Annotated in this window: 15 protein-coding genes; 12 read left to right on the top strand and 3 right to left on the bottom strand. The window is 57.6% G+C overall.

The features are described 5' to 3' along the window. Window positions 1-217 precede the first annotated feature (217 nt). The 7 genes from bcsO to FA91_RS17750 all read left to right on the top strand — a co-directional run bounded on the left by bcsO (window position 218) and on the right by FA91_RS17750 (window position 11,730). Entirely contained in the window at window positions 218-835 is a 618-nt protein-coding gene (gene bcsO / locus FA91_RS17780) for a cellulose biosynthesis protein BcsO (RefSeq protein ID WP_034917923.1), read from the top strand. Next, a complete protein-coding gene (gene bcsQ / locus FA91_RS17775) occupies window positions 826-1,623 on the top strand; it encodes a cellulose biosynthesis protein BcsQ (RefSeq protein WP_034917921.1) in 798 nt (265 codons plus the stop codon). Before bcsO ends, bcsQ begins: the two co-directional genes overlap by 10 nt. 82 nt (window positions 1,624-1,705) lie before the next feature. Then, window positions 1,706-3,808, top strand: a complete 2,103-nt coding sequence (bcsA, locus tag FA91_RS17770) for a UDP-forming cellulose synthase catalytic subunit (protein ID WP_051937282.1) — start codon at window positions 1,706-1,708, stop codon at window positions 3,806-3,808. Further along, a complete protein-coding gene (bcsB, locus tag FA91_RS17765) occupies window positions 3,805-6,441 on the top strand; it encodes a cellulose biosynthesis cyclic di-GMP-binding regulatory protein BcsB (protein WP_034917919.1) in 2,637 nt (878 codons plus the stop codon). Before bcsA ends, bcsB begins: the two co-directional genes overlap by 4 nt. 8 nt (window positions 6,442-6,449) lie before the next feature. Continuing rightward, the gene (locus FA91_RS17760) at window positions 6,450-10,253 is read left to right on the top strand and encodes a cellulose biosynthesis protein BcsC (protein WP_034919506.1); all 3,804 of its coding nucleotides are present in this window, start codon (window positions 6,450-6,452) and stop codon (window positions 10,251-10,253) included. Window positions 10,254-10,255: 2 nt separating this feature from the next. Beyond that, the gene (gene bcsD, locus FA91_RS17755) at window positions 10,256-10,723 is read left to right on the top strand and encodes a cellulose biosynthesis protein BcsD (RefSeq protein WP_034917918.1); all 468 of its coding nucleotides are present in this window, start codon (window positions 10,256-10,258) and stop codon (window positions 10,721-10,723) included. A 35-nt stretch (window positions 10,724-10,758) separates the two neighbouring features. Beyond that, window positions 10,759-11,730 (top strand): glycosyl hydrolase family 8, encoded by a 972-nt coding sequence (locus FA91_RS17750; protein ID WP_231566783.1) that lies wholly within the window; start codon window positions 10,759-10,761, stop codon window positions 11,728-11,730. 5 nt (window positions 11,731-11,735) lie between these two features. Here the strand turns inward: FA91_RS17750 and FA91_RS17745 are convergent, their stop codons facing one another. Further along, window positions 11,736-12,548 (bottom strand): ElyC/SanA/YdcF family protein, encoded by an 813-nt coding sequence (locus tag FA91_RS17745; protein ID WP_231566782.1) that lies wholly within the window; start codon window positions 12,546-12,548, stop codon window positions 11,736-11,738. Between the two features lie 132 nt (window positions 12,549-12,680). Between FA91_RS17745 and hmsP the strand changes: the two genes are divergently transcribed. From hmsP to FA91_RS17730, 3 genes are all read left to right on the top strand, one after another. After that, window positions 12,681-14,675, top strand: coding sequence for a biofilm formation regulator HmsP (hmsP, locus tag FA91_RS17740; RefSeq protein WP_034917915.1), 1,995 nt, complete (start codon window positions 12,681-12,683; stop codon window positions 14,673-14,675). A gap of 564 nt (window positions 14,676-15,239) precedes the next feature. Then, window positions 15,240-16,517, top strand: a complete 1,278-nt coding sequence (locus tag FA91_RS17735; RefSeq protein WP_034917914.1) for a dicarboxylate/amino acid:cation symporter — start codon at window positions 15,240-15,242, stop codon at window positions 16,515-16,517. A gap of 238 nt (window positions 16,518-16,755) precedes the next feature. Continuing rightward, window positions 16,756-18,240 carry a pitrilysin family protein gene (locus FA91_RS17730; protein WP_034917911.1) on the top strand — a complete coding sequence of 495 codons (1,485 nt, stop codon included), beginning with the start codon at window positions 16,756-16,758 and terminating at the stop codon, window positions 18,238-18,240. 29 nt (window positions 18,241-18,269) lie between these two features. On the opposite strand, the gene FA91_RS17725 is transcribed toward FA91_RS17730, so the two are convergent. Together FA91_RS17725 and FA91_RS17720 are read right to left on the bottom strand one after the other, a co-directional pair. Further along, window positions 18,270-19,151: an alpha/beta hydrolase gene (locus FA91_RS17725; protein ID WP_034917908.1), complete on the bottom strand. Its 882-nt coding sequence runs from the start codon at window positions 19,149-19,151 to the stop codon at window positions 18,270-18,272. A gap of 465 nt (window positions 19,152-19,616) precedes the next feature. Then, window positions 19,617-20,549 (bottom strand): sugar kinase, encoded by a 933-nt coding sequence (locus tag FA91_RS17720; protein ID WP_034919500.1) that lies wholly within the window; start codon window positions 20,547-20,549, stop codon window positions 19,617-19,619. Window positions 20,550-20,784: 235 nt separating this feature from the next. Between FA91_RS17720 and pdeH the strand changes: the two genes are divergently transcribed. Further along, entirely contained in the window at window positions 20,785-21,558 is a 774-nt protein-coding gene (gene pdeH, locus FA91_RS17715) for a cyclic-guanylate-specific phosphodiesterase (RefSeq protein WP_034917905.1), read from the top strand. Between the two features lie 61 nt (window positions 21,559-21,619). Then, window positions 21,620-23,686, top strand: coding sequence for an AsmA family protein (locus FA91_RS17710; protein ID WP_034917903.1), 2,067 nt, complete (start codon window positions 21,620-21,622; stop codon window positions 23,684-23,686). Window position 23,687 lies beyond the last annotated feature (1 nt).

Raw genomic sequence — 23,687 nt, 5'->3', positions numbered from 1 at the left:
TAGTTTGCGCTGTGAATGAGATGCGCGCCGTTATTGCTATTCTTGTCTGATTTCATTACTTCACCCGTGAATAATCACATTGTTGATTAATCGATTACGCCAAATAAAATAATTTCCGCCCGCAAACAGTTAAATTATCATGATAAGAATCATCTGATGAAAAAAATAATTGTATGTTATATTGCCGCCAAATCTCCTGCTTCCGCGATCGCTTCCAATGAAAAGTTATGATGATCTACAGCGTTTTAAAGAAAAAACGCAGACAAACCATATCGAATTCAAGGACATGTCCGATCAGACCAGGGACGCTGACAGCACCAACTGGGCTATCATTAAGCAGTTAAAAAATGAGGGTCTGGATCAGGGGCTGGGCAACGGTCAGCGACTGGACGTGCCTGCGCCTCAGCCCATTGCGGCTGATGTTTTTGCTGTCTTGCAGACGTCCGCGCAAGGCCGTGCGCCCGTTGAGCCGCACGCCGCCTCCCGACCTGTGCTGCGGCATTATGCCGCGCCCGCGCAGCAGCAGAGCGTTGCCACCTTCGTTGCCGCCAAACCGGCTGCCCAGAGCGCCGATTCGCTGATGAGCAGCATCTCTGCTTCGCTTAAGCCCGCCGCACCTGAAACGGCCGCGCCCGCAGAGTCAGTCGCGCCGATACCGCCCGCGCAAATCGCGCCGCAGCAGGCCCCGGTACAGCATGCTGTCCGGCCGGTGGAACCTGCTGAGCCGCCGCGTTTTAAACAGCTATTCAGCCCAACGTCCGACGCCTCATTGAGCACGTTATCGAAAGAGACGTTGCTGCAACCTTTGTTGGAGAGCATTGCCTCATGCCGTTAGTTTGCGTTTGTTCGCCCAAGGGTGGCGTGGGTAAAACCACCCTTGCGGCTAATCTGGCCTGTACGCTGGCGCGCAGCGGCAGCAAGGTGCTGGCAATCGACTTCGACGTGCAGAACGCGCTGCGCCTGCATTTCGGCGTTCCGCTCTCTGACGGGCGCGGTTTTGTCGCAAAATCTGCGGAATCGCCGGACTGGAGTCAGTCAATCCTCACGACCGGCGGCAACATTTTTGTGATGCCGTATGGCGAGGTGACTGAAGAGCAACGTGTTGTATTTGAAGATAATCTGACGAAAGATCCTAACTTTCTGGCGCGAGGCCTGCACACCGTTCTTAACTATCCGGGACTGGTGATTGTCGCAGATTTTCCGCCCGGCCCCGGCCCGGCCCTAAAGGCAATGCGCGATCTTGCCGATTTACATCTTGTGGTGATGCTGGCGGATACCGCTTCTCTCTCGCTGCTGCCGCAGATTGAAAATGACAGACTGATTGGCGGCGCACTGAATCAGCGTACCGGTCACTATTTTGTTATTAACCAGAGCGACAGCCGCCGCCATATCAGCCGTGACGTCACAGCCTTTATGGAGCAGCGACTGGGAGACAAACTGCTGGGCGTGATTAATCGTGATGAGAGCGTGGCGGAAGCCAATGCCTCGCAGCAGGCCATCTACGATTTCAGTCCGGTGTCTGCCGCTGCATTTGATATCGAACTGGTCAGTAAGCGCGTTGCCGCCCTGCTTGATATCAAGGTTGGCGGCGGCGAGATGCACGCCCCGATCAGATCGCGCTAGTGACATTGACGACAGAGATGCCCGCTGCGCCGTGGCCGCCTGCGTCACGGTAAGAATGACTGTTTTGCTTTCAGGATGACTTATGAACAAAGTCCTGTACTACCTGCTGTTGCTGATATTATTCCCGGTTGCCGCCGTGATTGTGATTGTCCCGATGGACAGCCAGAAACAATATATTTTCGGGCTGATCAGCATCGCTATATTGTTTGTTCTCGGTTTTAATAAAAGCCGCAAAACGTCTATGGTGATGGTGTTTCTTTCCGCCTTAATGTCTACGCGATATATATACTGGCGTGCGACGGAAACACTGGCATTTAATTCCGAAATTGAAGCAATCCTTGGCGTCGGCTTATTTATTGCCGAGCTTTACGTCTGGGTTATCCTGATTCTGGGCTACCTGCAAACATCATGGCCGCTTAAGAGAACCATTGAGCCGATGCCGGATGACGTCAGCCTGTGGCCCACCGTGGACATTTATGTCCCCAGCTATAACGAAAGCCTCGATGTGGTACGCGACACCGTGCTCGCCGCGCAGTGCATCGATTACCCGCGCGATAAGCTGAAAATTTATCTGCTGGACGATGGCAAACGCAGCGAGTTCGCCGTTTTCGCCGCCGATGCGGGCGTCGGCTATATCACCCGTGACGACAACCGTCATGCCAAGGCGGGCAACCTTAATCATGCCATGCGCATCACCAAAGGCGAGCTGATCACCGTTTTCGACTGCGATCACGTGGCCACGCGCGCATTTCTCCAGGCGACCGTTGCGCCTTTTTTGAAAGACCCAATGCTGGCCCTGCTGCAAACGCCGCACTACTTCTACTCGCCCGATCCCTTTGAGCGCAACCTGAAGGCCGCGCGTGAAATACCGAACGAAGGCGCGCTGTTTTACGGGCCTGTTCAACAGGGCAATGACAACTGGAACGCGACCTTTTTCTGCGGCTCGTGCGCGGTGATCCGTCGCTCAGCGCTGGAAGAGATTGGCGGCTTTGCCACGGAAACCGTGACCGAAGATGCGCATACCGCGTTGAAAATGCAGCGTCGCGGCTGGAAATCCGCCTTCCTGTCGCTGCCGCTGGCGGCGGGCCTGGCGACCGAACGTCTCGGCCTGCACGTGATCCAGCGTACCCGCTGGGCGCGCGGCATGACGCAGATTTTCCGCGTCGATAATCCGCTGTTTGGCCGTGGGCTGAAGTGGCAGCAGCGCCTGTGTTATCTCAATGCCATGCTGCACTTCCAGTTCGGTATTCCGCGGGTGATATTCCTTACCGCACCGCTGGCCTATTTGCTGTTCAATCTGAACATCATTCACTCCTCCGCCAACCTGATTTTTGCCTACGTGTTGCCGCACCTGGTGATGTCGCTTTACGTTAACTCGCGTATGAACGGCCGTTTCCGCGCCACCTTCTGGGGTGAAATTTATGAAACGGTAATGGCGTTCCACCTGGTTATTCCTACGCTGTTGACCATGATTTCGCCAAAGCACGGCAAGTTTAACGTAACCGATAAAGGCGGCCTGCTCGACGTTGGCTTCTTTGACTTCAATATTGTGCGCCCGCACGTGATCTGCGCCATGCTGCTGCTCATCGGCGTGGTCAGCGGCGTGGTGCGCGCCGTGGCCCATGACTACTTTGGCGTTGATCCTTACGTTATTGCGCTGAACGTCGGCTGGGCGCTGTTCAGTCTGGTGATCCTGATGGCGGCCATTGCGGTGGCGCGCGAAACCAAACAGACGCGTAAAACCATCCGTATCGAGGTTAAGATCCCGGTGGTGCTGCACTACGCCAGCGGTATTTCGTCGCGTTCCACTACGGTGAATTTATCGATGGGCGGCGCGCAGATTGCCGCGCCGGATTCACGTCATGAAGAGGATGCCATTGAAGCCATCGATCTGATGTTGCAGACCGGCGCCATTTCCATTCCGGTGAGCATCATTGGTGCCGAAAACGGCGTGGTTCGCCTGAAGTTTGATGAGATCCCGCTGTCGCGCCGTCGCGAACTGGTGCGCGTGGTGCTCTCCCGCGCCGATGCGTGGATCAAACCGCAAGGGCCGAAAGACAGGCCGCTGCGCTCGCTGTTGACCATTATCCGTACCGTGTTTGAGCTGTTCTGGCTGACATGGAAAGATCGTCGTGCAAAAAAACATCACCCGGCGACGAAGGTTGAAGAGGATAGCGTGGTATGAAGCGTCTGATTTTACCCGCGCTCTGCGCCTTAACGCTGAACAGCGTATGGGCCGCGCCTGACGACAGCGTCACCCGCGACAGCAGCGCGCTGTCGCAGATCCCGCCGCCTGCGGGCGTAGACAATGCTGTGCAGCCGCCGCAGGCCGCAGCCGAAAGCCCGAGTGCCGCGCCGGTTGCAACAGCGCCGGCCGAACCCCAGCAGCAGAGCGAGCCGCAGCCGACGGAAGCACGGCCGGATGACGCGCAGCAGCCCAACGACGCCCAACAGCCGAACGGCGCGCAGCAACCGGGCGAGCCGCAAACGCAAAGCGCGCCGCAGCCGACGCAAGCTCAGCCGACGGACGCGCAGCAGCAAAGCGAGCCGCAGCCGGACACCGCGCCGACCGAGCCAAACGCAGCGGCGCCGCTGCCCGTGCTGCCGCCGATGCAGGAGACACCGGAAACACAGGAGACACCCGAAGCCGTTAATCAGCCGCTTTCCAGCACCCTCTCCGTTGAGCAAATGGGGCAGACCGGCGGCGTTACGCTAACCGGCGGTCAATTGCAGTCGGGGATCGTTTTTACGTTGCCAGCCGACGAAGTGATCACCAACGCGCGCCTTAATCTGTCGCTGCGGGTGTCGCCGGCGCTGGCTGCGCGTAACACCTCGCTGCAACTGATGCTGAATGGCCAGCCGCTTGGCACGCTGCCGCTCAACGCCTCAGACAGCCCCAGTGAGGATTACCAGCTTGATATCCCGGCCGCAATGGTGGTCTCCAGAAACAATCTCAGCTTCAAGATCAATGATGCCGACCAGCTGCTGTGCGAACGCGACAGCGCCAGCCAGTATCAGGTCACGGTTCTGCCGAAATCGACGCTGATGCTGGAAGGCCAGCAGCTCAATATTGGCAACACGTTGCGCAATTTCCCGCGGCCGTTTATCGATCCTTTACGGATGACCGCCTCCAGCGTGCCGATGATCTTTGGCGCCACGGTCACGCCTGGCGAAGTCAGCGCAGCGGCGCTCCTCTCTTCCTGGCTCGGCATGCAGACCGACTATCGCGGCATCCGTTTCCCGGTGCTGCGCGACGAGATGCCGGAGAAAAACGGTATCGTCTTTGCACAACCGGGTGAGCGGATTGGCGGGGTCGTCATACCGCAGGTCAGCGGGCCGACGCTGCAACTGATCGACAATCCGGTTAACCCGGTTTACAAGCTGATGCTGGTGATCGGCAAAAACGACGACGAACTGCGCCAGGCTGCCGTGCGTCTGACGCAGCCGCTCAGCCTGGACGAGCCCTCGCTGACGGTTGCCGCGCAGAGCGTGCCGCTGCGCAAGCCTTATGACGCACCGCGCTGGATTAACACCGATCGCCCGGTTCGCCTCAGCGAGCTACTGCGTAAGGATCAGAGCCTGACCGCCACCGGCATTTTCCACGATGCGCTGCGGGTGAATTTTCGCGCCGCGCCGGATCTCTTTCTCTGGGACGGCGACACGCTGCCGGTGCAGGTTGACTATCGCTTTCCGACAGAAAACTGGATCGACGAAGACAAATCCTTCCTTAACGTCAGTCTGAACGGCACCTTCCTGCGTAACCTGACGGTAAATAAAGTGGGGCTGCTGGAGAACATCTGGCATCGACTGGGCGGCGACGCCCGGCTTGAAAACTATACGCTGAAGCTCGACCCTTATCTGATCTATGGCGACAACCAGCTCCAGCTCTATTTCAATATCAAACCCAAAGCGAACGCGCCGTGCGGCGTGCTGACGAATAATAATATCAAGAGCCGCATAGAAGATGACTCGTCGATCGATTTAAGCCATACGCGACACTTTACGCTGCTGCCGAATCTCTCCTATTTCGTCGGCGCGTCGTTCCCTTTCAGCCGCTATGCCGATTACTCGCAGACCGTGCTGATGCTGCCCTCAACCCCCAGCGACGTCGAAATCAGCACGCTGCTGGATATGGCGGGCCGCTCCGGCAACGCCACCGGCGTGGCGCTCAACCATAACAGCGTGATGTTCGGCATCCCGGCGGGCGGTAATTTGCGGCAGCGTTTGCAAAAGAGCGACGTGCTGGCCGTCTCCACCCTGACGCAAACGGCGTTCAATCAGGTGATGCTGCAAAACTCGCCCTATAACGTCACCGCGCATTCGCTTGGCGTAAGGGAGCCGGATCTGCGGGAGAAACTGCGCGGCTGGCTGATCGGCGACTGGTATCGTCAGTCGGTGGATGCCGACCGTTACTTCTCTTCAAACGAAGACTGGCGCGGCTTTATCAGTTATCGCTCGCCGTGGAACAGCGGGCGGCTGGTGGTGATGACCGTCGCCACCGATGACGAACAGCTGGCGCGCCTGCACAGCGATATGATGTTACAGCGCATCAACGCAGGCATTCGCGGCGACACGGCGATCGTGACGGATGAAAACGGCGTTCGCAGCTTCCGCGTCGGCGCGCAGTTCCCGAGCGGCCAGATGCCGTGGTACATGATGGTGATATGGTACGCCAACCAGCACGCGGTCGGGCTGGCGTTCCTGGCGCTGTTGTTTGCGCTCATTGTCGGTCTGAGCACCAGCGTGCTGCTGAAGCGCCACGCCTGGAGACGGCTGAATCCACAGCACGATCCTAAAAACGCTGGCAGGAAGAAGTGAAAGCCATGATGAAAATGAAGATGCTGAGCGCACTCTGCCGCACGGGACTTGCTCTGACTGCCTGCGCGCTGGCCTCACCGGCGATGGCGGCGGACAGCACTAATCCGGCCCTTCAGGCGCTGTTCGATCAGGCCAATTACTGGCATCAGAAGGCGCATGACGATCTGGCGCGCGATGCGCTGAATAAAGTGCTGATGGTGGATGGCCGCAATACGCAGGCACTCTATCTGATGGCGCTGTGGGCGCAGCAGGGCGGCGATAATGCCACCGCGGCTTCTTATCGCGCCCGCCTGACTCAGGTTTCGCCGCAGGACCCGCGCCTGGGCGAGCTGGATAACGCCCGACAGCTGCAAACCATTCCTACCGCCCAGCTTTCTCTGGCCCGCCAGCAGGCGCGCAGCGGCAATATCGCCGCATCATTGCAAACCTGGCGTAACACCTTCAGCGGCAGCGAGCCGCCCGCCAGCGTTGCCGCAGAGTACTATCTGACGATGGCCGGGGACCGCGCGCTGTTGCCGCAGGCGGTGGATAACCTGCGGCAGTTCGCCGCCGCGCATCCACAGTATATCGGCGCAAAGCTCGCGCTGGGTAAGGCGTTGACCTATCAGGAGCCGACGCGTCGCGAAGGGCTTCAACTGCTTGAAAGCATGGCGGACGGTAATGCCGATGCGGATCGCGCACAGCGTCAGGCGCTGCTGTGGCTGGCGGCGCAGCCGGACGATGCGCCACTCTATCAACACTGGCAGCAGCGTCATCCCCAGGACGGCGCGGTAACGGATTATTACCGGAAAACCGTCGGCGGCGCTGAAAAGGGCCAGGGCTTTACCGCCCTCAACAGCGGTGACGTCTCGGGCGCGAAAACCGCGTTCGACCGCGTATTGCAGGCCAACCCGCAGGATGCCGACGCGCTGGCAGGCATGGGTTACGTCGCGCAGCGGAATGGCAATTTTGCCGCCGCGGCGGACTACCTCGACCGGGCGGCGAAACTGGGCGGCGACAGCAGCCAGCAGCGTCAACAGCAGGCGGCGGACGCGCGCTTCTACGCGCAGCTTGCCGCCGCGCAGCAGGCGATGAAAAACGGCGATATCGCGCAGGCGCTGAGCCTCAGCGAGCCGCTGACCGCAGCGGAAGGCGAAAAAGGCGTGTCGGCGAAGCTGTTCCGTGCCGACGTGCAGCGCCGCAGCAACCAGCCGCAGGCCGCCGAACAAACCTATCGCGCCGTGCTGCAAAGCGATGCCGATAACCGCGCGGCGAAAGAAGGGCTGTTCTACGTGCTGCGCCAGCAGAACCGCAGCGCGGAAGCCAATACGCTGCTCGCTGCGCTGCCGGACAGCGTGCGGCAGAGCGTCACGCCCCGCCCCGCCGTCACCAGCGATCCCGTGCGTCGGCAGGCGAAGCAGGCGCTGGCCTCAGGAAATGCGCAGCAGGCAATCAGCCTGCTTCAGCAGGGACTTCAGCGCTTCCCCAATGACGGCTGGCTGCGGCTGGATCTGGCGCGCATCTACCAGCAACAGGGCAATACTTCGCTGGCGGCGGGCGTGATGCAGCCGGTTTTTCGCGCCAACGCCAGCAGCAACGAAATCTACGCCGGCGCGCTGTTCGCCAGCGAAAGCGGCGCATGGCAGCAGGCGCAAACGCTGCTGTCGCGCCTTCCCGCGCGCAATCAAAATGCTGAGGTGCGCGAGCTGTCGCGCCGCGTGAACTTCAACCTGCAAATGGCGGTAGCGCAGCAGTACCTGGCGCAGGGCGCCAACGCCGCCGCCGCCAACACCCTGCGGGCGCTGGCGACCAACCCGCCATCTAATCCGGCTGACGCCGGTAATCTGGCGAAAGGGCTGGCAGAGGCCGGCGATTTGACCACGGCGGTTTCCGTGGTGCGCAGTAATATGCAGCGCGGCGTGCAGGGCAACGCGGGCGACTATGCCGCGCAGGTGGCAGTGCTGAACCAGGCAGGACTCAGCAACGAAGCGCAGCGTTTCCTCAATGACCCGGAACTGCAATCGCGCAGTACGCCGACCCAACTTGCCGGCATCCAGAACGGTTATCTGATTAACGAGGCGGATCGTCTGCGCAGTCAGGGCCAGTACGCGGCTGCCTGGGACAAGCTGATCGGCGCATTGCAGCACGATCCACAGAATACCGACCTGATGTTTGCGATGGCGCGCCTTTATCAGTCCGGCAAGATGAATAAAGAAGCGGGCGTGGTGTATGACTACCTTATCACCCGCGATACGCCCTCTCAGGACGCGCGCGTCGGCGCCATTGACGTGGCGCTGGCCAGCAATGACCTGCCGAAGGCGAAAACGCTGGCGGCAGGACTGCGCGGTGAACAAACGCCGGAGCGGCTGCTACTGCTGGCACGCGTGGCGGAAGCCGACGGTGAGCATCAGCAGGCGCTGGCTTACCTGCGTACCGCGCGCGGCAAGATGATTGGTCTTCAGGGATCGGAAAGCGGCTCCACGCCGGTCATCGGCGGTCTGGCGTTGTCCGACAATCCGTTTATTAACCGCAGTACGCCTTCACAGCGCCGTTCGCCCTCCACCTACGGCACGGTTATGCCGTGGCAGCAGGCGCAAACGGATGCGGACACCCAAACGGCGAGCGTGCCTTCTCAACAGGCTCCGCAGAGCGCAGAGAGCCGCACGCTGCATCAGATTGATACCATGATGGATGATTTGCAGACGCGCACCGGCACCTGGGCGCAGGGCGGCGTGCAGGTTCGCGGGCGCGACGGCGAATCCGGCCTCAGCAAGCTCACCGAAGCGAAAGCGCCGCTCACCTGGTCTACGGTGCCTTATGGCAATACGCGTTTTGATTTTACGCTGATGCCGGTCACCCTGAGCGCGGGCAGCGCGTCGGGCACGGCCGTCTCACGCGTGGGCACTCAGGCGCTGGAGCAGGGGCGTATCGCACAGCAAAATAACGTGACGCCAGGCAGCGTGCAGCTGAATTCACCGGGTTCGCAGAACGCTTCCGGCGTTGAGGTGAACCTTGGGCTGACCAATGACAATTTCAAAATTGACCTGGGCTCCACGCCGCTGGGACAGGATCTCAGCACGCTGGTCGGCGGCATTCAGTGGTCACCGAAGCTCAGCGATTACCTGACGCTGATCCTGACCGGCGAACGCCGGGCGATCACGGACAGCCTGCTCTCCTACGTCGGAGTGGAAGACAAGCTGAGCGGCAAGCGCTGGGGCCGCGTGACCAAAAACGGCGGTAACGCGCTGTTGAGCTATGACAACGGCGACGCAGGTTTCTATTTTGGCGGCGGCGCTTACAGCTATCTGGGCGAGAACGTTGAGAGCAACCAGAGCCTGGTGGGGTCGGCGGGTGCCTACGTGCGTCCTTTCCATGATGATAATGGCGAGCTGAAAACCGGTATCAGCATGAGCTGGATGGATTTCTCGAAAAACCTCAGCTATTACAGCTACGGTCAGGGCGGCTACTTCAGCCCGCAGGATTTTGTTTCGGTCTCCTTCCCGGTGGACTGGAGCAGAAACTATGACGATCTGAAGGTGAAAGTCGGCGGTGCGGTGGGTTATCAGTCCTACTCGCAGGATCGCAGCGCTTACTTCCCCACCGATCCAACCAAACAGGCGCAGCTTGAGGATTATGCCAGTGCCGGTTATGCCACCGAAGCATACTATGAAGGCGGTAGCAAAAACGGCCTGGGCTACAATCTTCATGCCGGTGCGGATTACAAGGTCAATAAAGACGTTACCATCGGCGGGCAGCTTGGTTACGATACCTTCGGCGACTATAACGAAAGCACCGCGCAACTCTGGTTCCGTTATATGCTGGGAGACAAATAAGCATGAGTGAACTGACTGAACGCACGCTGAATTATTATCGCCAGCAGCAGTACCAGCCCGGCTGGTTCGATCTGCTGAGCGCGATGATTCAGGGCATGTTGCAGAACGCGAATGAAAGTGAAAGTCAGCTGTTTTTGCAGCAAATGGGTGACAATCTGGCCACGCGCTATCCGCTTGCGGGCTCGCAAACGGTAGGCGAACTCGAACAACGCATTAACGACGTTCTCGCTCGCTTCGGTTGGGGCTTTGTTGACCTGCAACCGCATGAAAACGCGATAGTAATTTGTCACATGGCGCTACCGCCCGGCGACGGCCTGATCGAAGCGCGGCAGTGGCGCCAGGCGCTGGGCGCGGTGCTTACCGGGCTTTACAGTCGCTGGCTGGCCGATCAGGGCGGCAGCACGGACGTGCCGCTGCGCTGCGAAGATCCTGACGATGAAACAACGCTTAATTTCCGCTACCAGAGGTGAGGACTAACGTAATGTGGCTCAGGGCCGGCGTAATAATGTTAGTAATGATGCTGGGCTGCGCGCAGGCCACCGCGTCCGATGGCTGGAGCAGTTTTAAAAGCCGCTTCATGACCGCCGACGGGCGCATTCAGGACACCGGCAATAACAATGTCAGCCATACCGAAGGGCAGGGCTACGCCATGCTGATGGCGGTGTGGTACAACGATCGTAGCGGCTTCGACAGCCTGTGGCGCTGGACGCAGCAGCACTTAAGCAACCCGCAGAACGGCCTGTTTTACTGGAAATATAATCCGGCTGCCGCTAACCCGATTGCCGATAAAAATAACGCGTCGGACGGCGACGTTTTAATCGCATGGGCACTGCTCAAGGCAGGCGAAAAGTGGCAAAACAATGATTATCTGCAAGCGTCGGATCGCATTCAGCGCGCGATTGTCGATCGTGATGTGGTCACCTTCGGCGGCCACACGGTGATGCTACCGGGCGAACAGGGGTTTAATAAAACCAGCTATGTGGTGCTGAATCCCTCCTATTTCCTGTTCCCCGCCTGGCGCGACTTTGCCAGCCGCAGCCATTTAGCGGTATGGAATAACCTGATCGACAGCGGCATGGATCTGCTGTCGAAAATGCGCTTCGGCGACGCTGGCCTGCCGACCGACTGGGTGGCGCTGAACGCCGACGGCACCGTTGCGCCCGCCACCGCGTGGCCGTCGCGCTTCAGCTACGACGCGATTCGCGTGCCGCTGTACGTCTACTGGTATGACGCCCAAAGCCTGCAACTGGTGCCGTTCCAGCGTTACTGGATGGGCTTCTCACGCCTGCAAACGCCTGCGTGGGTGGACGTGCTCAACAACGGTAAAGCCACCTACAATATGGCGGGCGGCCTGCTGGCGGTCAGGGATCTCACTCTCGGTCAGACCGATTTTCTCAGCGATCGGTTGGATAGCAGCGAAGACTACTACTCCTCCAGCCTGCATCTGCTGGCGTGGCTGGCCATGAAAGACAGATAGTTCGTTCAGCGGATCGGCGTGTTCAGCCCGTCATCGGCGCGAAGCCTTTCCCACGCCGCCCGAACGTCTGGCGGGATCGCCACCGCGCCGATGAACCCTGCGCCCGCCGGACCGTAGCCGTTTTCATCGTTATTCAGGCGTTTCATCTCGCCCAGTATCATCGAGACATAGCGACCCGGCTCCCAGATGCCGGGAAGCTGTGCGCCCGTAATGACCGTTTTCCCCGCAATGCTGACAAGGCGCGGAACGAAAACCGGCCAGTTAATAAAGTGCGTGTTCAGGCTCCGCTGCGACCAGGCGAAAGCGAAAGTTTCACCGGTGCGTCTTTGCATCAGCGGATCCTGCACCAGCAGGCACTGCGCAGGTACGCTGTGCGTTTTTATCAGCAGATCGGCGCTGAACGCCGCGTTTTCACCACAGTTCGCCGAGTTGACTTCGACGGTAAGCTGTTCTTCCGGTAGATGAAAAACCTCGAGCGCAATCTTTACCAGCATCTGCGCTTCGCTCAGTTCCTGCGTGTTCAGATGCGCCGTGAGGCGGTTGTTGCGCATTGCCTGCTGCAAGAGCAGGGTTGAATGGCCTGTTCCGCCTGAAAAGAGAACAGGAATATTGCCCGATTGCGCCAGCGTCAACGCACCGAAAATAGCCGGTAAAACGGCATGGCCGGCGAGGATCAGCAGTTCAGGCCGCAGGGCCGCTTCGCCGGTCAGTTCGTCCGGCGCCAGCCACGCTGCGAGCCGATTCAGATCGTTTATCGCGTTATCACCCAGTTGCATGTTCGCCTCATCTTCCGTTACTGATGCGCTTACTTTACTCATTTTCACACCTCAGAAAACGCTTAATCGACAGACAACGGCGCACGATAGCTTAACAAGCTGCCGCCATGCGATATACTCACAGCAGTTTTTGCCGCCCGCCCGGGTCGGCATTCAGGATGTTGGAGAAGTGCCTTGCAGGTGAGTCGTTCATTAACGATAAAACAGATGGCGACGGTGTCGGGCGTCGCGGCCGTAACCATTTCTGTATTTATCGTCATTCAGCTTTTCCATTTTGTGCAGCAGCGCAGGATTGACTACGCCCAGCAAATGGAAAATGTGGCGCATACCGTGCGCCAGCCGCTTTCGCAGGCGGTATTGCGCGCGGATATCACTCAGGCAGAACGCATCCTTAACTCACTGAAACCGGCCGGCATTCTGGGTCGCGCCGAAGTGGTGCTGCCAGGCGGACTTCAGGCACTGCATACCGATTTTGAACCCTCCAGGCCGGTGCCGCGACTGATTGCGAAAGTGTTCAAACTGCCGGTGCAGATCACCGTGCCGCTCTATTCGCTGGAACCGGCTAATCCCAAGCCGATGGCGCTGCTGATCCTCCAGGCGGACTCGTGGCGGGTTTATCAGTTTATCCTCAGCGCGCTGTCGACCATGGTCACCACCTACCTGCTGCTGGCGCTGATCCTCTCTGTTGCCATTAGCTGGTGCATAAATAAGCTGATGGTTCGCCCGCTGCGCAGAATAGCCAACGAGCTTCATCACCTTGAACCGCATGAGATCCTTCCTCATCAGCTGGCGCTGCCGCGTCGCCACCGTGATGATGAGCTGGGCATGCTGATCCGCAGCTACAACCGTAATCAGCAACTGGCTGCTTCCGTGCAGCAGCAGGCCAGCCGGCAGAGCACGCGCTACGTGGTGACGGATCTGCCGAACAAAACGCTGTTCCTGGCGCTGCTTGAGCAGTATCTCGGCGGCAACGCGCGCGAAGGTTTTTCCGTGCTGGTTCTGCGTATTGAAACGCTACAGGAGATCAGCGGCGTGGTGCCTGACGAACAGCGTGATGCGCTGATGCTGGTACTGCTGGAGAGGCTGAAAAACGGTCTGAGTGACGACGTGCAGATCGGGCAGCTTTCGGTCAGTGATTTTGCGCTGCTGGTGAAGCGGGCCAGTAATCCTTTCCGCGCGATGCGGCTTGCACGGCAGCTTTTACAGCGGCTGACGCAGCCCATTGCCCTGCAACAAATGTATCTGCGCCCACACGTCAGCATGGGGCTGAGCCAGCTTGCGGAAGGCCCGCTGACAGCCCCGGAGTACCTTAACCGTGCTTCGTCGGCGATGATGTCGGCCCGCCAGCAGGGCAAAAATCAGATCCTGTTTTTTGACCCGGCAATGATGGCGCGTGCGCATAAGCGTCTGACTCAGGAGCACGATATTTTGCAGGGGCTGGCCGACGGCCAGTTTGCCCTGTTCCTACAGCCGCAGCTGGATATGAATAGCGGCAGGCTGGCAGGTGCCGAGGCGCTGCTGCGGATGAAGCAGCCGGACGGTAGCTGGTCGCTGCCGGAAGATCTCATCGCCAACGCGGAAGAGTTGGGCATTATTGATGCGCTTGGCCGCTGGGTGTTTGAAGAGTCCTGCCGGGTACTGGCGGAGTGGCAAACGCGGGGCATCGAACTGCCGCTCAGCGTCAATCTTTCTGCCGTGCAGCTCCGCGAACCGAGTATGGTCACCCATTTGCAGAATCTGATTGAGCATCACGGCATCCGCCCCGGCAGCCTGATCGTGGAAATAACCGAAACCGCGCAGATTGGCGAGCCGGAACTGGCGCGGCGGCTGCTCAGCGAGTTGCAGGCGGTAGGCGTATCGGTGGCGCTGGACGATTTCGGCATGGGCTATGCCAATCTGAACTGGCTCAGCCAGTTTAAATCGCTGCCCATCAGCAAACTGAAAATGGATCGCAGCTTTGTGCGCGTGCTGCCTGACGATGACACCATGGTGCGGATCATTGTGGCTATCGCGGAAATCATTAAGCTGGACGTGATTGCCGAAGGCGTTGAAACGGAAGAGCAGCGCGAGTGGCTGCTGGCGCGCGGCGTGCGTATCGGACAGGGCTTTCTCTATTCAGGCGCGCTCCCGATTGCGGAATTTAATAAAAACTTTTTGTCAGTGCAGTAATAGCGGCTGAATAAATAATAATTTGCCCTGTAACGAATGACGTTTTTATTAATAAAGAAAAAATAATGGGCGTGAGTTAATATTAACCCGAATATTAATGAAGGCTGAAAACAGGACGCGCACGAATAAAATAACAACGCGTATTATTTTCTCAGAAAGAGAGGGTTAAAAGAGTCAGGCGCTGATATTTTTTTTCAATCATACTCTCTGTGCCAGCGGCCTTCGTGACCTGAAGTGTAATTATTCGTCTTCATTCTTTATCAATAAAAGCATAACGTCCGCAACCCGACAGATGCGCCCCTGAACCCCATGTCAAGTCGATATGACAGAAACAGATTAATTATAAAACTTACAAAAGTAATACGGTAATCTCTTTCATAACCCGTTTGCCCGTCACGCTGGCTGAAATTAGCCTCTTCTCCGTGACGCAGTTCATAAAACCGCACGCAACATTGCCACGATGGCTTGCCGGTTATATCAATCCCGTTAACGCGGTGTTAAATTTCTTTTGCTGTTTTTACTTATAACTAAAGAAATTTAACCCGTCGTTCCCGGAAACTGTTTATGAAAACTTCCCTGTTCAAAAGCCTCTATTTCCAGGTGCTCACCGCCATCGCCATTGGCGTGCTGCTGGGGCATTTCTATCCTGAGCTCGGCGCCCAGATGAAACCGCTGGGTGACGCCTTTGTGAAGCTGATTAAGATGATTATCGCACCGGTCATTTTCTGTACCGTTGTGACCGGCATCGCTGGCATGGAGAGCATGAAGGCCGTCGGCCGCACCGGCGCAGTGGCGTTGCTCTATTTTGAAGTGGTCAGCACTATCGCGCTGATCATCGGCCTGATCGTGGTGAACGTGCTCCAGCCAGGTGCGGGCATGAACGTTGACCCGGCCACGCTGGATGCGAAAGCCGTGGCGGTCTATGCGCAACAGGCCGAGCAGCAGGGCGTTGTCGCCTTTTTGCTGGACATTATTCCTAACAGCGTCGTGGGCGCCTTCGCCAGCGGCAACATCCTTCAGGTGCTGCTGTTCGCGATCATGTTTGGTTTTGCGCTGCATCGTATGGGTAATAAAGGCACGCTGATTTTCAACTTTATTGAAACGTTCTCCCAGGTGATTTTCGGCGTAATCAATATGATTATGCGTCTGGCCCCTATCGGCGCATTCGGCGCAATGGCGTTCACTATCGGCAAATATGGCGTGGGTTCGCTGGTGCAGCTGGGCCAGTTAATTATCTGCTTCTATATCACCTGTATTCTGTTTGTGGTTATCGTTCTCGGACTGATCGCCCGCGTGGTCGGTTTCAATATCTTTAAGTTTATCGCCTATATCAAAGAAGAATTGCTGATAGTGCTGGGCACCTCCTCATCTGAATCGGCGCTACCGCGCATGCTGGATAAAATGGAGAAGCTCGGCTGTAAAAAATCGGTGGTGGGGCTGGTTATCCCAACAGGTTATTCTTTCAACCTGGACGGTACCTCTATTTATCTGACGATGGCGGCCGTGTTTATCGCGCAGGCTACCAACGCGCATATGGATATCTTCCATCAGATCACCCTGCTGGTGGTGCTGCTGCTCTCTTCTAAAGGGGCGGCTGGCGTTACAGGTAGCGGCTTTATCGTGCTGGCGGCCACGCTTTCGGCGGTAGGACATCTGCCGGTTGCCGGTCTGGCCCTGATCCTCGGCATCGACCGTTTTATGTCTGAAGCGCGCGCGCTGACCAACCTGGTCGGCAACGGCGTGGCAACAATTGTCGTGGCGAAGTGGGTAGACCAGCTTGATGAGAAGCAGCTTAAAGAGACGCTTTCAGCGCCTAAAAAAGCATCCGGAACCGTGCGTTAAGCCGTCAGTTTGCTAAATGTTTTAACAAATGCCCGCTGCCGCTTGCCCCGGCCAGCGGGCATTTGCATAATGATCCCCATACTTTTTAAAGATTTTTCACTTTGCGGCGCGACATCCTCGCCCGTCCGTGGTCTAACAAATCGTTCTGTTTAATAACAGCGGCCCTCCGATGCCCAGACGGCCGCAGGCGATAGATCGCCAGTGATTCTTTTTGGATTCAGATTGAGTAGGGGTTCACATGCAGGGCACAAGAATGGGTCTTTTGGTTATCGCACTGACCGTCTTTAGCAACGCGACGCGGGCTGAAACACTGCAACCCGACCCGGCCTGGCAACAGGGAAAACTCGATAACGGTTTTAGCTGGCAGGTGCTTACCACGCCGCAGCGCCCGAGCGATCGCGTTGAGGTGCGTTTAATGGTCAATACGGGTTCGCTGGTGGAGAGCACCCAGCAGACCGGCTACAGTCATCTTCTTCCACGCCTGGCGTTAGTGCACAATGCGAAGCTCGATCCTGCCCAACAGCGCTCGCTGTGGCAGCAAAGTATCGATCCCGATCGTCCACAGCCGCCCGCCGTCACGTCTTATGATTTCACGCTTTATACGCTCAGCCTGCCGAACAACCGCCCCGAAGTGCTGAAAGAAGCCATGAACTGGCTGGCGGCGACCGTTGGTGATATGACGGTGAGTGAGCAAACCATCGGCACCGCGCTGAACGCTGACGATCCCATCGGCACCTGGCCTGCCAACCCGCAGGACGCCTGGTGGCGCTATCGCCTGAAAGGCTCAACGCTGCTGGCACACGATCCGGCAAGCCCCGTGAAACGTCCTGTCGATGCGTCCAGCGTTGAGGCATTTTACAGGCAGTGGTATACGCCCGACGCCATGACCCTGTTCGTGGTCGGCAACGTCGATGGTCGCAGTACGAGTGAGCAGATCGCCAAAACCTTCTCGCCGCTGACCGGCAAGCGTCAACTGCCCTCGCCGATGCCGACGCTTTCGCCACTGCCGCATCAGCCGGTCAATCTGGTCAATCCGGCTATCAGTCAGGATCGCCTGTCGCTGGTGTGGGACAGCGCCTGGCAGCCGATCCGCGATTCGCAAAACCTGATGCGCTACTGGCAGAGCGATCTGGCGCGCGAGGCGCTGTTCTGGCATGTGCAGAAGGAACTGGCGGACAATAAAGCGCAGCGGGTGCAGGTGGGCTTCGACTGCCGGGTGCTTTATCAGCGCGGGCAGTGCGCCATTAATCTGGACACCGACAACGCGTCGCTGGCGAGCAATCTCAATCTGATTGCCCGCGAAATGGCGAATATCCGCGATAACGGCCTGCCTCAGGCGGAGTTTGACGCATTGATGGCGCAAAAAACCGCCGAGTTGAACAAGCTGTTCGCCACCTATGCGCGTACGGATACCGACGTGCTGATGAGCCAGCGCCTGCGCTCGCAGCAGAACGCGGTGGTGGATATCGCGCCTGAACAGTATCAGAAGCTGCGGCAGCAGTTCCTTTCGGGTCTGTCGCTGGAGATGATGAATCAGGAGCTGCGCCAGCAGTTGTCGCAGGAGCTGACCATGGTGCTGATGCAGCCGCAGGGCGAATCGGAAGTTAACCTGAAAGGGCTTCAGGCCGCCTGGCAAAAAATCATGCAGCCAGAGACCGCCGCGTCGCCCGCCGTTGATGAAATAAAACCGGAAGTTTCAGACATTCCGGCCTCGCAAAACTGATCAACGGGCGGCAACCGCCGCCCGTTTATTCACCAGCTTCGCGCCCGCAGCCACTCGTTAACCAGCATCGGCCAGCTTGCCAGCGGCAGATCCGCGACGTTGCGAATGCCAAAACCGTGCCCGCCCTTCTCATAAAAATGCAGCTCGCTGGAGACGCTGTGCTCACGCAGCGCGCTGAACATCACCATGCTGTTATTAACCGGCACGGATTCGTCATTAACCGCATGGATCAGCAGCGTTTGTGGCGTCTTCTCCGTTACGCGGCTCTCCAGCGAATAGGCGTCGATATCGCGTTGGTCAGGCTGCTCGCCAAGCAGGCGCAGGCGAGAGCCGGCGTGTGCCAGCCCGTCGCGCATGCTGATCACCGGATAGAGCAGTATCAGCGCGTCGGGCCGTGCCGCCAGCGAGTCGGCGATGTCCTGTACCGGATAGAGCTTTTCGCTAAAACGCGTCGCCACGCTGGCGGCAACGTAGCCACCGGCGGAAAAACCCATCATGGCGATATGTTTGCCGTTAAGGCCGCGTGCTGCACGGTGACGTAACACTCTGACCGCGCGCTGGGCATCCGCCAGCGGCGCATCGGCCGCTTCATGGTGGCCGTCCTGCGGCAGGCGATAGGTCATCACCGCCAGCGTGTAGCCCATCGCGGTAAAGAACATCGCCAGCGCACTGCCTTCTTTATCAATCATGATGCGTTCAAACCCACCGCCCGGCGCAACCAGCAGCGTTACGCCATTATCGTTTTTTTCTTCGGGATACCAGAAGGCGATTTCCGGGCAGCGCACGCCGCTGGCGGCGCGATCGTGAGGCTCGTACTCTTTGGCTAAATCAATAATCTGTGGGCGCGCGCGGGAATCACTGGCGCCCGGCGCATCACCCTGAGGCCAGATATTAATTATTTCAGTTTTCATCGGCGCTCCTGTTTATGCTTGCCGTACCGGCAGAAAACAGTCTGGCCGGAAAATGTCTTTTTATTATTAATACTGTGACCCTTAATGAATAAATCGTCCAGCGGTTGGCGCATTAAAACGGCAATTTCAGACCAGGCCTATGCAGAAAGTCTGAAGTAAATTATTAAAAAACGCGTGTTATCTTTGTTTATAATAATGAATAAATAAAATTTATCTTTAGTAACAGATTAATCCTGCAATGAATTAATTTCACTTAATTTGGATTAGCGTCAAATTTTTCAGGCGGAATAGTTTTCTGCTATTTGATTTTAGTTTTTATATTAAAAAAGGCGGCGCAATCAGGCTGGAGAAATATTTCAACTATTTAACTTAGTTCCTGCTTTTATCCTGTACTCGCTACAGCATCGTTTTTCTGCCAATAAAAAGGGCATCCCTCAGGATGCCCATACACCCGCTTCGCTGCCGTTAATCCGGCATCGCCTCACGCGGAATAATCGCGCCACGATGCTGGATAACCGTGCTGGCGGTCAGATGGCCACGCTGCGCGGCATCCAGCGCGTTACCCCCGCTCAGGCGAACGGCAATATAACCGGCGCTGAACGAGTCTCCGGCGGCGGTGGTATCCACCACGCTGCTGGCAGACAGTTTCACGGCGGGCACCACCAGCGGCGGCTGGCCTTCAAGAGAAACCACGCAGGCATCGGCGCCGCGCTTGATAATCACTTCGCTGACGCCGGACGCATGCGTACGTTCGATAACCGTTTCCGCATCCGCCTCGCCCCATAGCAGGGTTTCGTCGTCCAGCGTCAGGAAAGCGATATCGGTAACCTGAAGCATCTCGCGATAAGCTGCCTGCGCATGCTCTTTTGCTGACCACAGGCGCGGACGGTAATTGTTATCAAAGATGATTTTCCCGCCGTTTTTGCGGCAGGCGGTCAGAAGCGCCATCAGCTTTTTGCGGCTTTCTGGCGACAGGATTGCCAGACTGATGCCGCTCAGATAAAGGTAATCAAAATGAGCAAGCTGTTGGCAGATTTCCTCGGCACGCTCGGTATCCAGCCAGAAACGCGCGGCGGCGTCGTTTCGCCAGTACCAGAAGGTGCGCTCGCCCTGCGCGTCGGTTTCAATGACATACAGGCCGGGAAGTTTGTTATCCAGCCGCTGAACCAGCGAGGTGTTAACCGATTCGCGCTGCCAGGCGTCGATCATATCGCTGCTGAAGCTGTCGATACCGAGCGCCGTCACGTACTCAACCCTCAACTGCGCCGCGTCGACCTGCCGTGCGATATAGACTGCGGTATTCAGCGTATCGCCACCAAAGCCACGGCTCAAATCGCTGTTTTTCTGGGAAAGCTCAATCATGCACTCGCCGATTACGGCAATTTTTTTCTGCGTCATGTTCATCAGCCCTTATTTCCGTCTGCCAGCCAGTTTCCCTGCGCGGCTGCGCGGAGTCAATATTTTAAAACAACGTTTTACTTTTTTTTGATGTGGATTAGGCGAAAGCTATTCTCTGAAACAGGATGGTGGCAATCCGTCGGCGTCCGGCGCGATAAAGTTATACCGCGCCGGGCCGATATCTTATGGACGTGGAACCCAGTCAGCACGGGCCCAATCCTAAAGGAGTATCATCATGGTGCTGAAAAAAATCAGCCACCAACTTATCCCCTCAGCGACGATCAGGAAGCAGCGTGAAACGCGTCAGTTTTGGCAGCAGTGCCAGCGAACCTACATGTTTCAACCTATTTACCGGGTCACGGGGAATTTGATGGCCATAGAACTGCTCACCGCGGTGTTTCACCCTGCCGCACCGGGCCAGAGGCTGTCGCCGGAAATCTATTTTTCCGCACTGGGTATCTCTCAGCGGCTGCATATTATTCGTGAGCAACTTGAATTGCTGGCGCGTTGGGAAGAGAAGTTGACCAGTGGTCAACTGGTGGCGTCGGTGAATATCGACGGCCCGACGCTGCTGGCGATCCAGCACGATCCTGCTGTTCGCCGCCTGATCGCGCGCAGTCCGTGGCTGCGTTTCGAACTGGTGGAGCACCAGATGCTGCCGCAGGAAGAAATCGTGAAAAAGATGCCGGAGCTGGGGCCGCTGTGGCTGGATGATTTCGGCGCTGGCCTGGCGAACTTCTCGGCGCTGACTGAACTGAAATATGACTACATCAAGCTGGCGCGTGAGCTTTTTATTCTGCTGCGCAACACCGATGAGGGCCGCAACATGTTCAATATGCTGCTGGCGCTGATCGGTCGTTACTGCAACGGTGTGGTGGTCGAAGGCGTGGAAACCATTGACGAGTGGACACAGGTGCAAAATTCACCTGCTTTCGCTGCTCAGGGCTACTTTTTTGCGCGTCCAAAACTTTTTGACGAGTTTACCTCGCTGCCGTTGCGTTTGTTGTGATGCCGTTTACGCTTCCGTCGACTATCTTTACAGAAGACCGAAGCGTTTATGGAGATCAGGTATGTCACGCACGGGGAAAATAATTAGTTGGATTGTCGGGATTTTTTTGTTGCTGGTTGTGGTGCTTATCATCATCATCGCCACCTTTGACTGGAACCGTCTGAAGCCGACCATCAACCAGAAAGTCTCGACGGAACTTAACCGTCCTTTTGCCATTCGGGGCGATCTGGGTGTCGCATGGGAGCGTAACCGCCAAGAGCCTGGCTGGCGTAGCTGGGTGCCGTGGCCGCATGTACATGCCGAAGACATCATGCTTGGCAACCCGCCGGAGGTGCCGGAAGTCTCAATGGTGCATCTGGAACGCGTGGACGCCACGCTGGCACCGTTAGCGCTGCTGGGGAAGGAAGTTTACATTCCGTGGATTAAGCTGAAGCAGCCGGATGCGAAACTTATTCAGACTCTCGATCGAAAAAACAACTGGACCTTCAACCTGGCCGGGAGCGAAAACCCCGATCCTAATCAGCCGCCTTCCGCCTGGACCTTCCGCCTTGACAACGTCATGTTTGACCAGGGGCAAATTGCCTACCGCGACGCTATTAATAAAGCGGATGTAAAGGTTACCGTCAATCCGCTGGGCAAACCGGTTCCTTATGAGCAGGTGGCGGGCAGCAAAGAGGACGTGGCGAAGAAAGGCGCCTCGGACTTCGTTTTCGGCTGGAAAGCCAGCGGCACCTATAACAACGAGCAGCTGACCGGCGACGGAAAAATCGGCGGTATGCTTTCGCTGCGGAGCAAAACCAATCCGTTCCCGCTTCAGGCTGACCTGCGTAACGGCACCACCCGCGTACAGGTGGCGGGCAGTTTGCAGGATCCGCTTAACCTTGGCGGGCTGGATATCCGCCTGCGTTTCTCCGGCGATACGCTGGCTAACCTGTATGGGTTGACCGGCGTGTTGCTGCCTGATACGCCGCCTTATGAAACGGACGGTCGCCTGATCGCCCGTTTCCAGGAGAAGGGCGGGCCGGTGTTTGACTATAAAAATTTCAACGGCCACATCGGCGACAGCGATATCCACGGTTCAATGACGTATACCCAGGGCAAACCGCGGCCTAAGCTTGCCGGTGAACTGGAGTCGCGTCAGCTACGTATGGCGGATCTGGGGCCGCTGATTGGCGTGAACTCCGGTAAAGGCAGCGAAAAAACCGAGAAGGCAAAAGCGAAGCGCGGCGATGCCGCCAGCCAGCCGTCGGATCGGGTGTTGCCGCATGATAAATTCGATACCAAAAGCTGGGACGTCATGGATGCCGACGTCAAATTCAGCGGCAAGCGTATCGAACACAGCAATTCGCTGCCGCTGAGCGATCTGTATACTCACCTGGTGCTGAAAAACGGCGACCTGCTGCTCGATCCACTGCGCTTTGGCGTGGCGGGCGGCACGCTGAACTCGACCATTCATATGGAAGGCAACCGTTCGCCGATGCGCGCCCGCGCGGATCTGCACGCGCGCAACCTGAAACTGAAACAGATCCTGCCGGACGTGGAGGCGATGCAGAGCAGTATGGGGCAGCTTAACGGCGATGCGAAGCTGACCGGTACCGGCAACTCCGTGGCGGATATTCTGGCAACCAGCAACGGCGATCTGAAGATCCTGATGAATGACGGCATCATCAGCCGCAGCCTGATGGAGATTGTCGGGCTGAACGTGGGTAACTATGTCGTCGGCAAGCTGTTTGGTGACGATCAGGTACGCATCAACTGCGCCGCAGCGGATCTGAACGTCAATAACGGTCTCGCTTCCACTAAGCTGTTCGTTTTTGATACGGAGAACGCGGTGATCAACATCAGCGGTACCACCAACTTCGCCAACGAACGCATGGATCTCTCCATCAACCCGGAAAGTAAGGGCATTCGTATTGTCACCCTGCGCTCGCCGCTTTATGTGCGCGGCACTTTTAAGAATCCGGACGCCGGCGTTAAGGCCGGCCCGCTTATCGCGCGCGGCGCGGCAGCGGTTGCGCTGGGCGCAGTGGTGGCACCGGCGGCGGCGTTGCTGGCGCTGATCTCACCAAGCGATAACGAAGAGAACCAGTGCACTAACGTACTTCGCGAAATGAAAGGCAAGAAGTAAA

This window comes from Erwinia sp. 9145, from assembly GCF_000745075.1.
GTDB lineage: Bacteria > Pseudomonadota > Gammaproteobacteria > Enterobacterales > Enterobacteriaceae > Erwinia > Erwinia oleae.
Note: the sequence above shows the minus strand (reverse complement) of the source record. Positions and strands in the feature narration are given on the sequence as shown.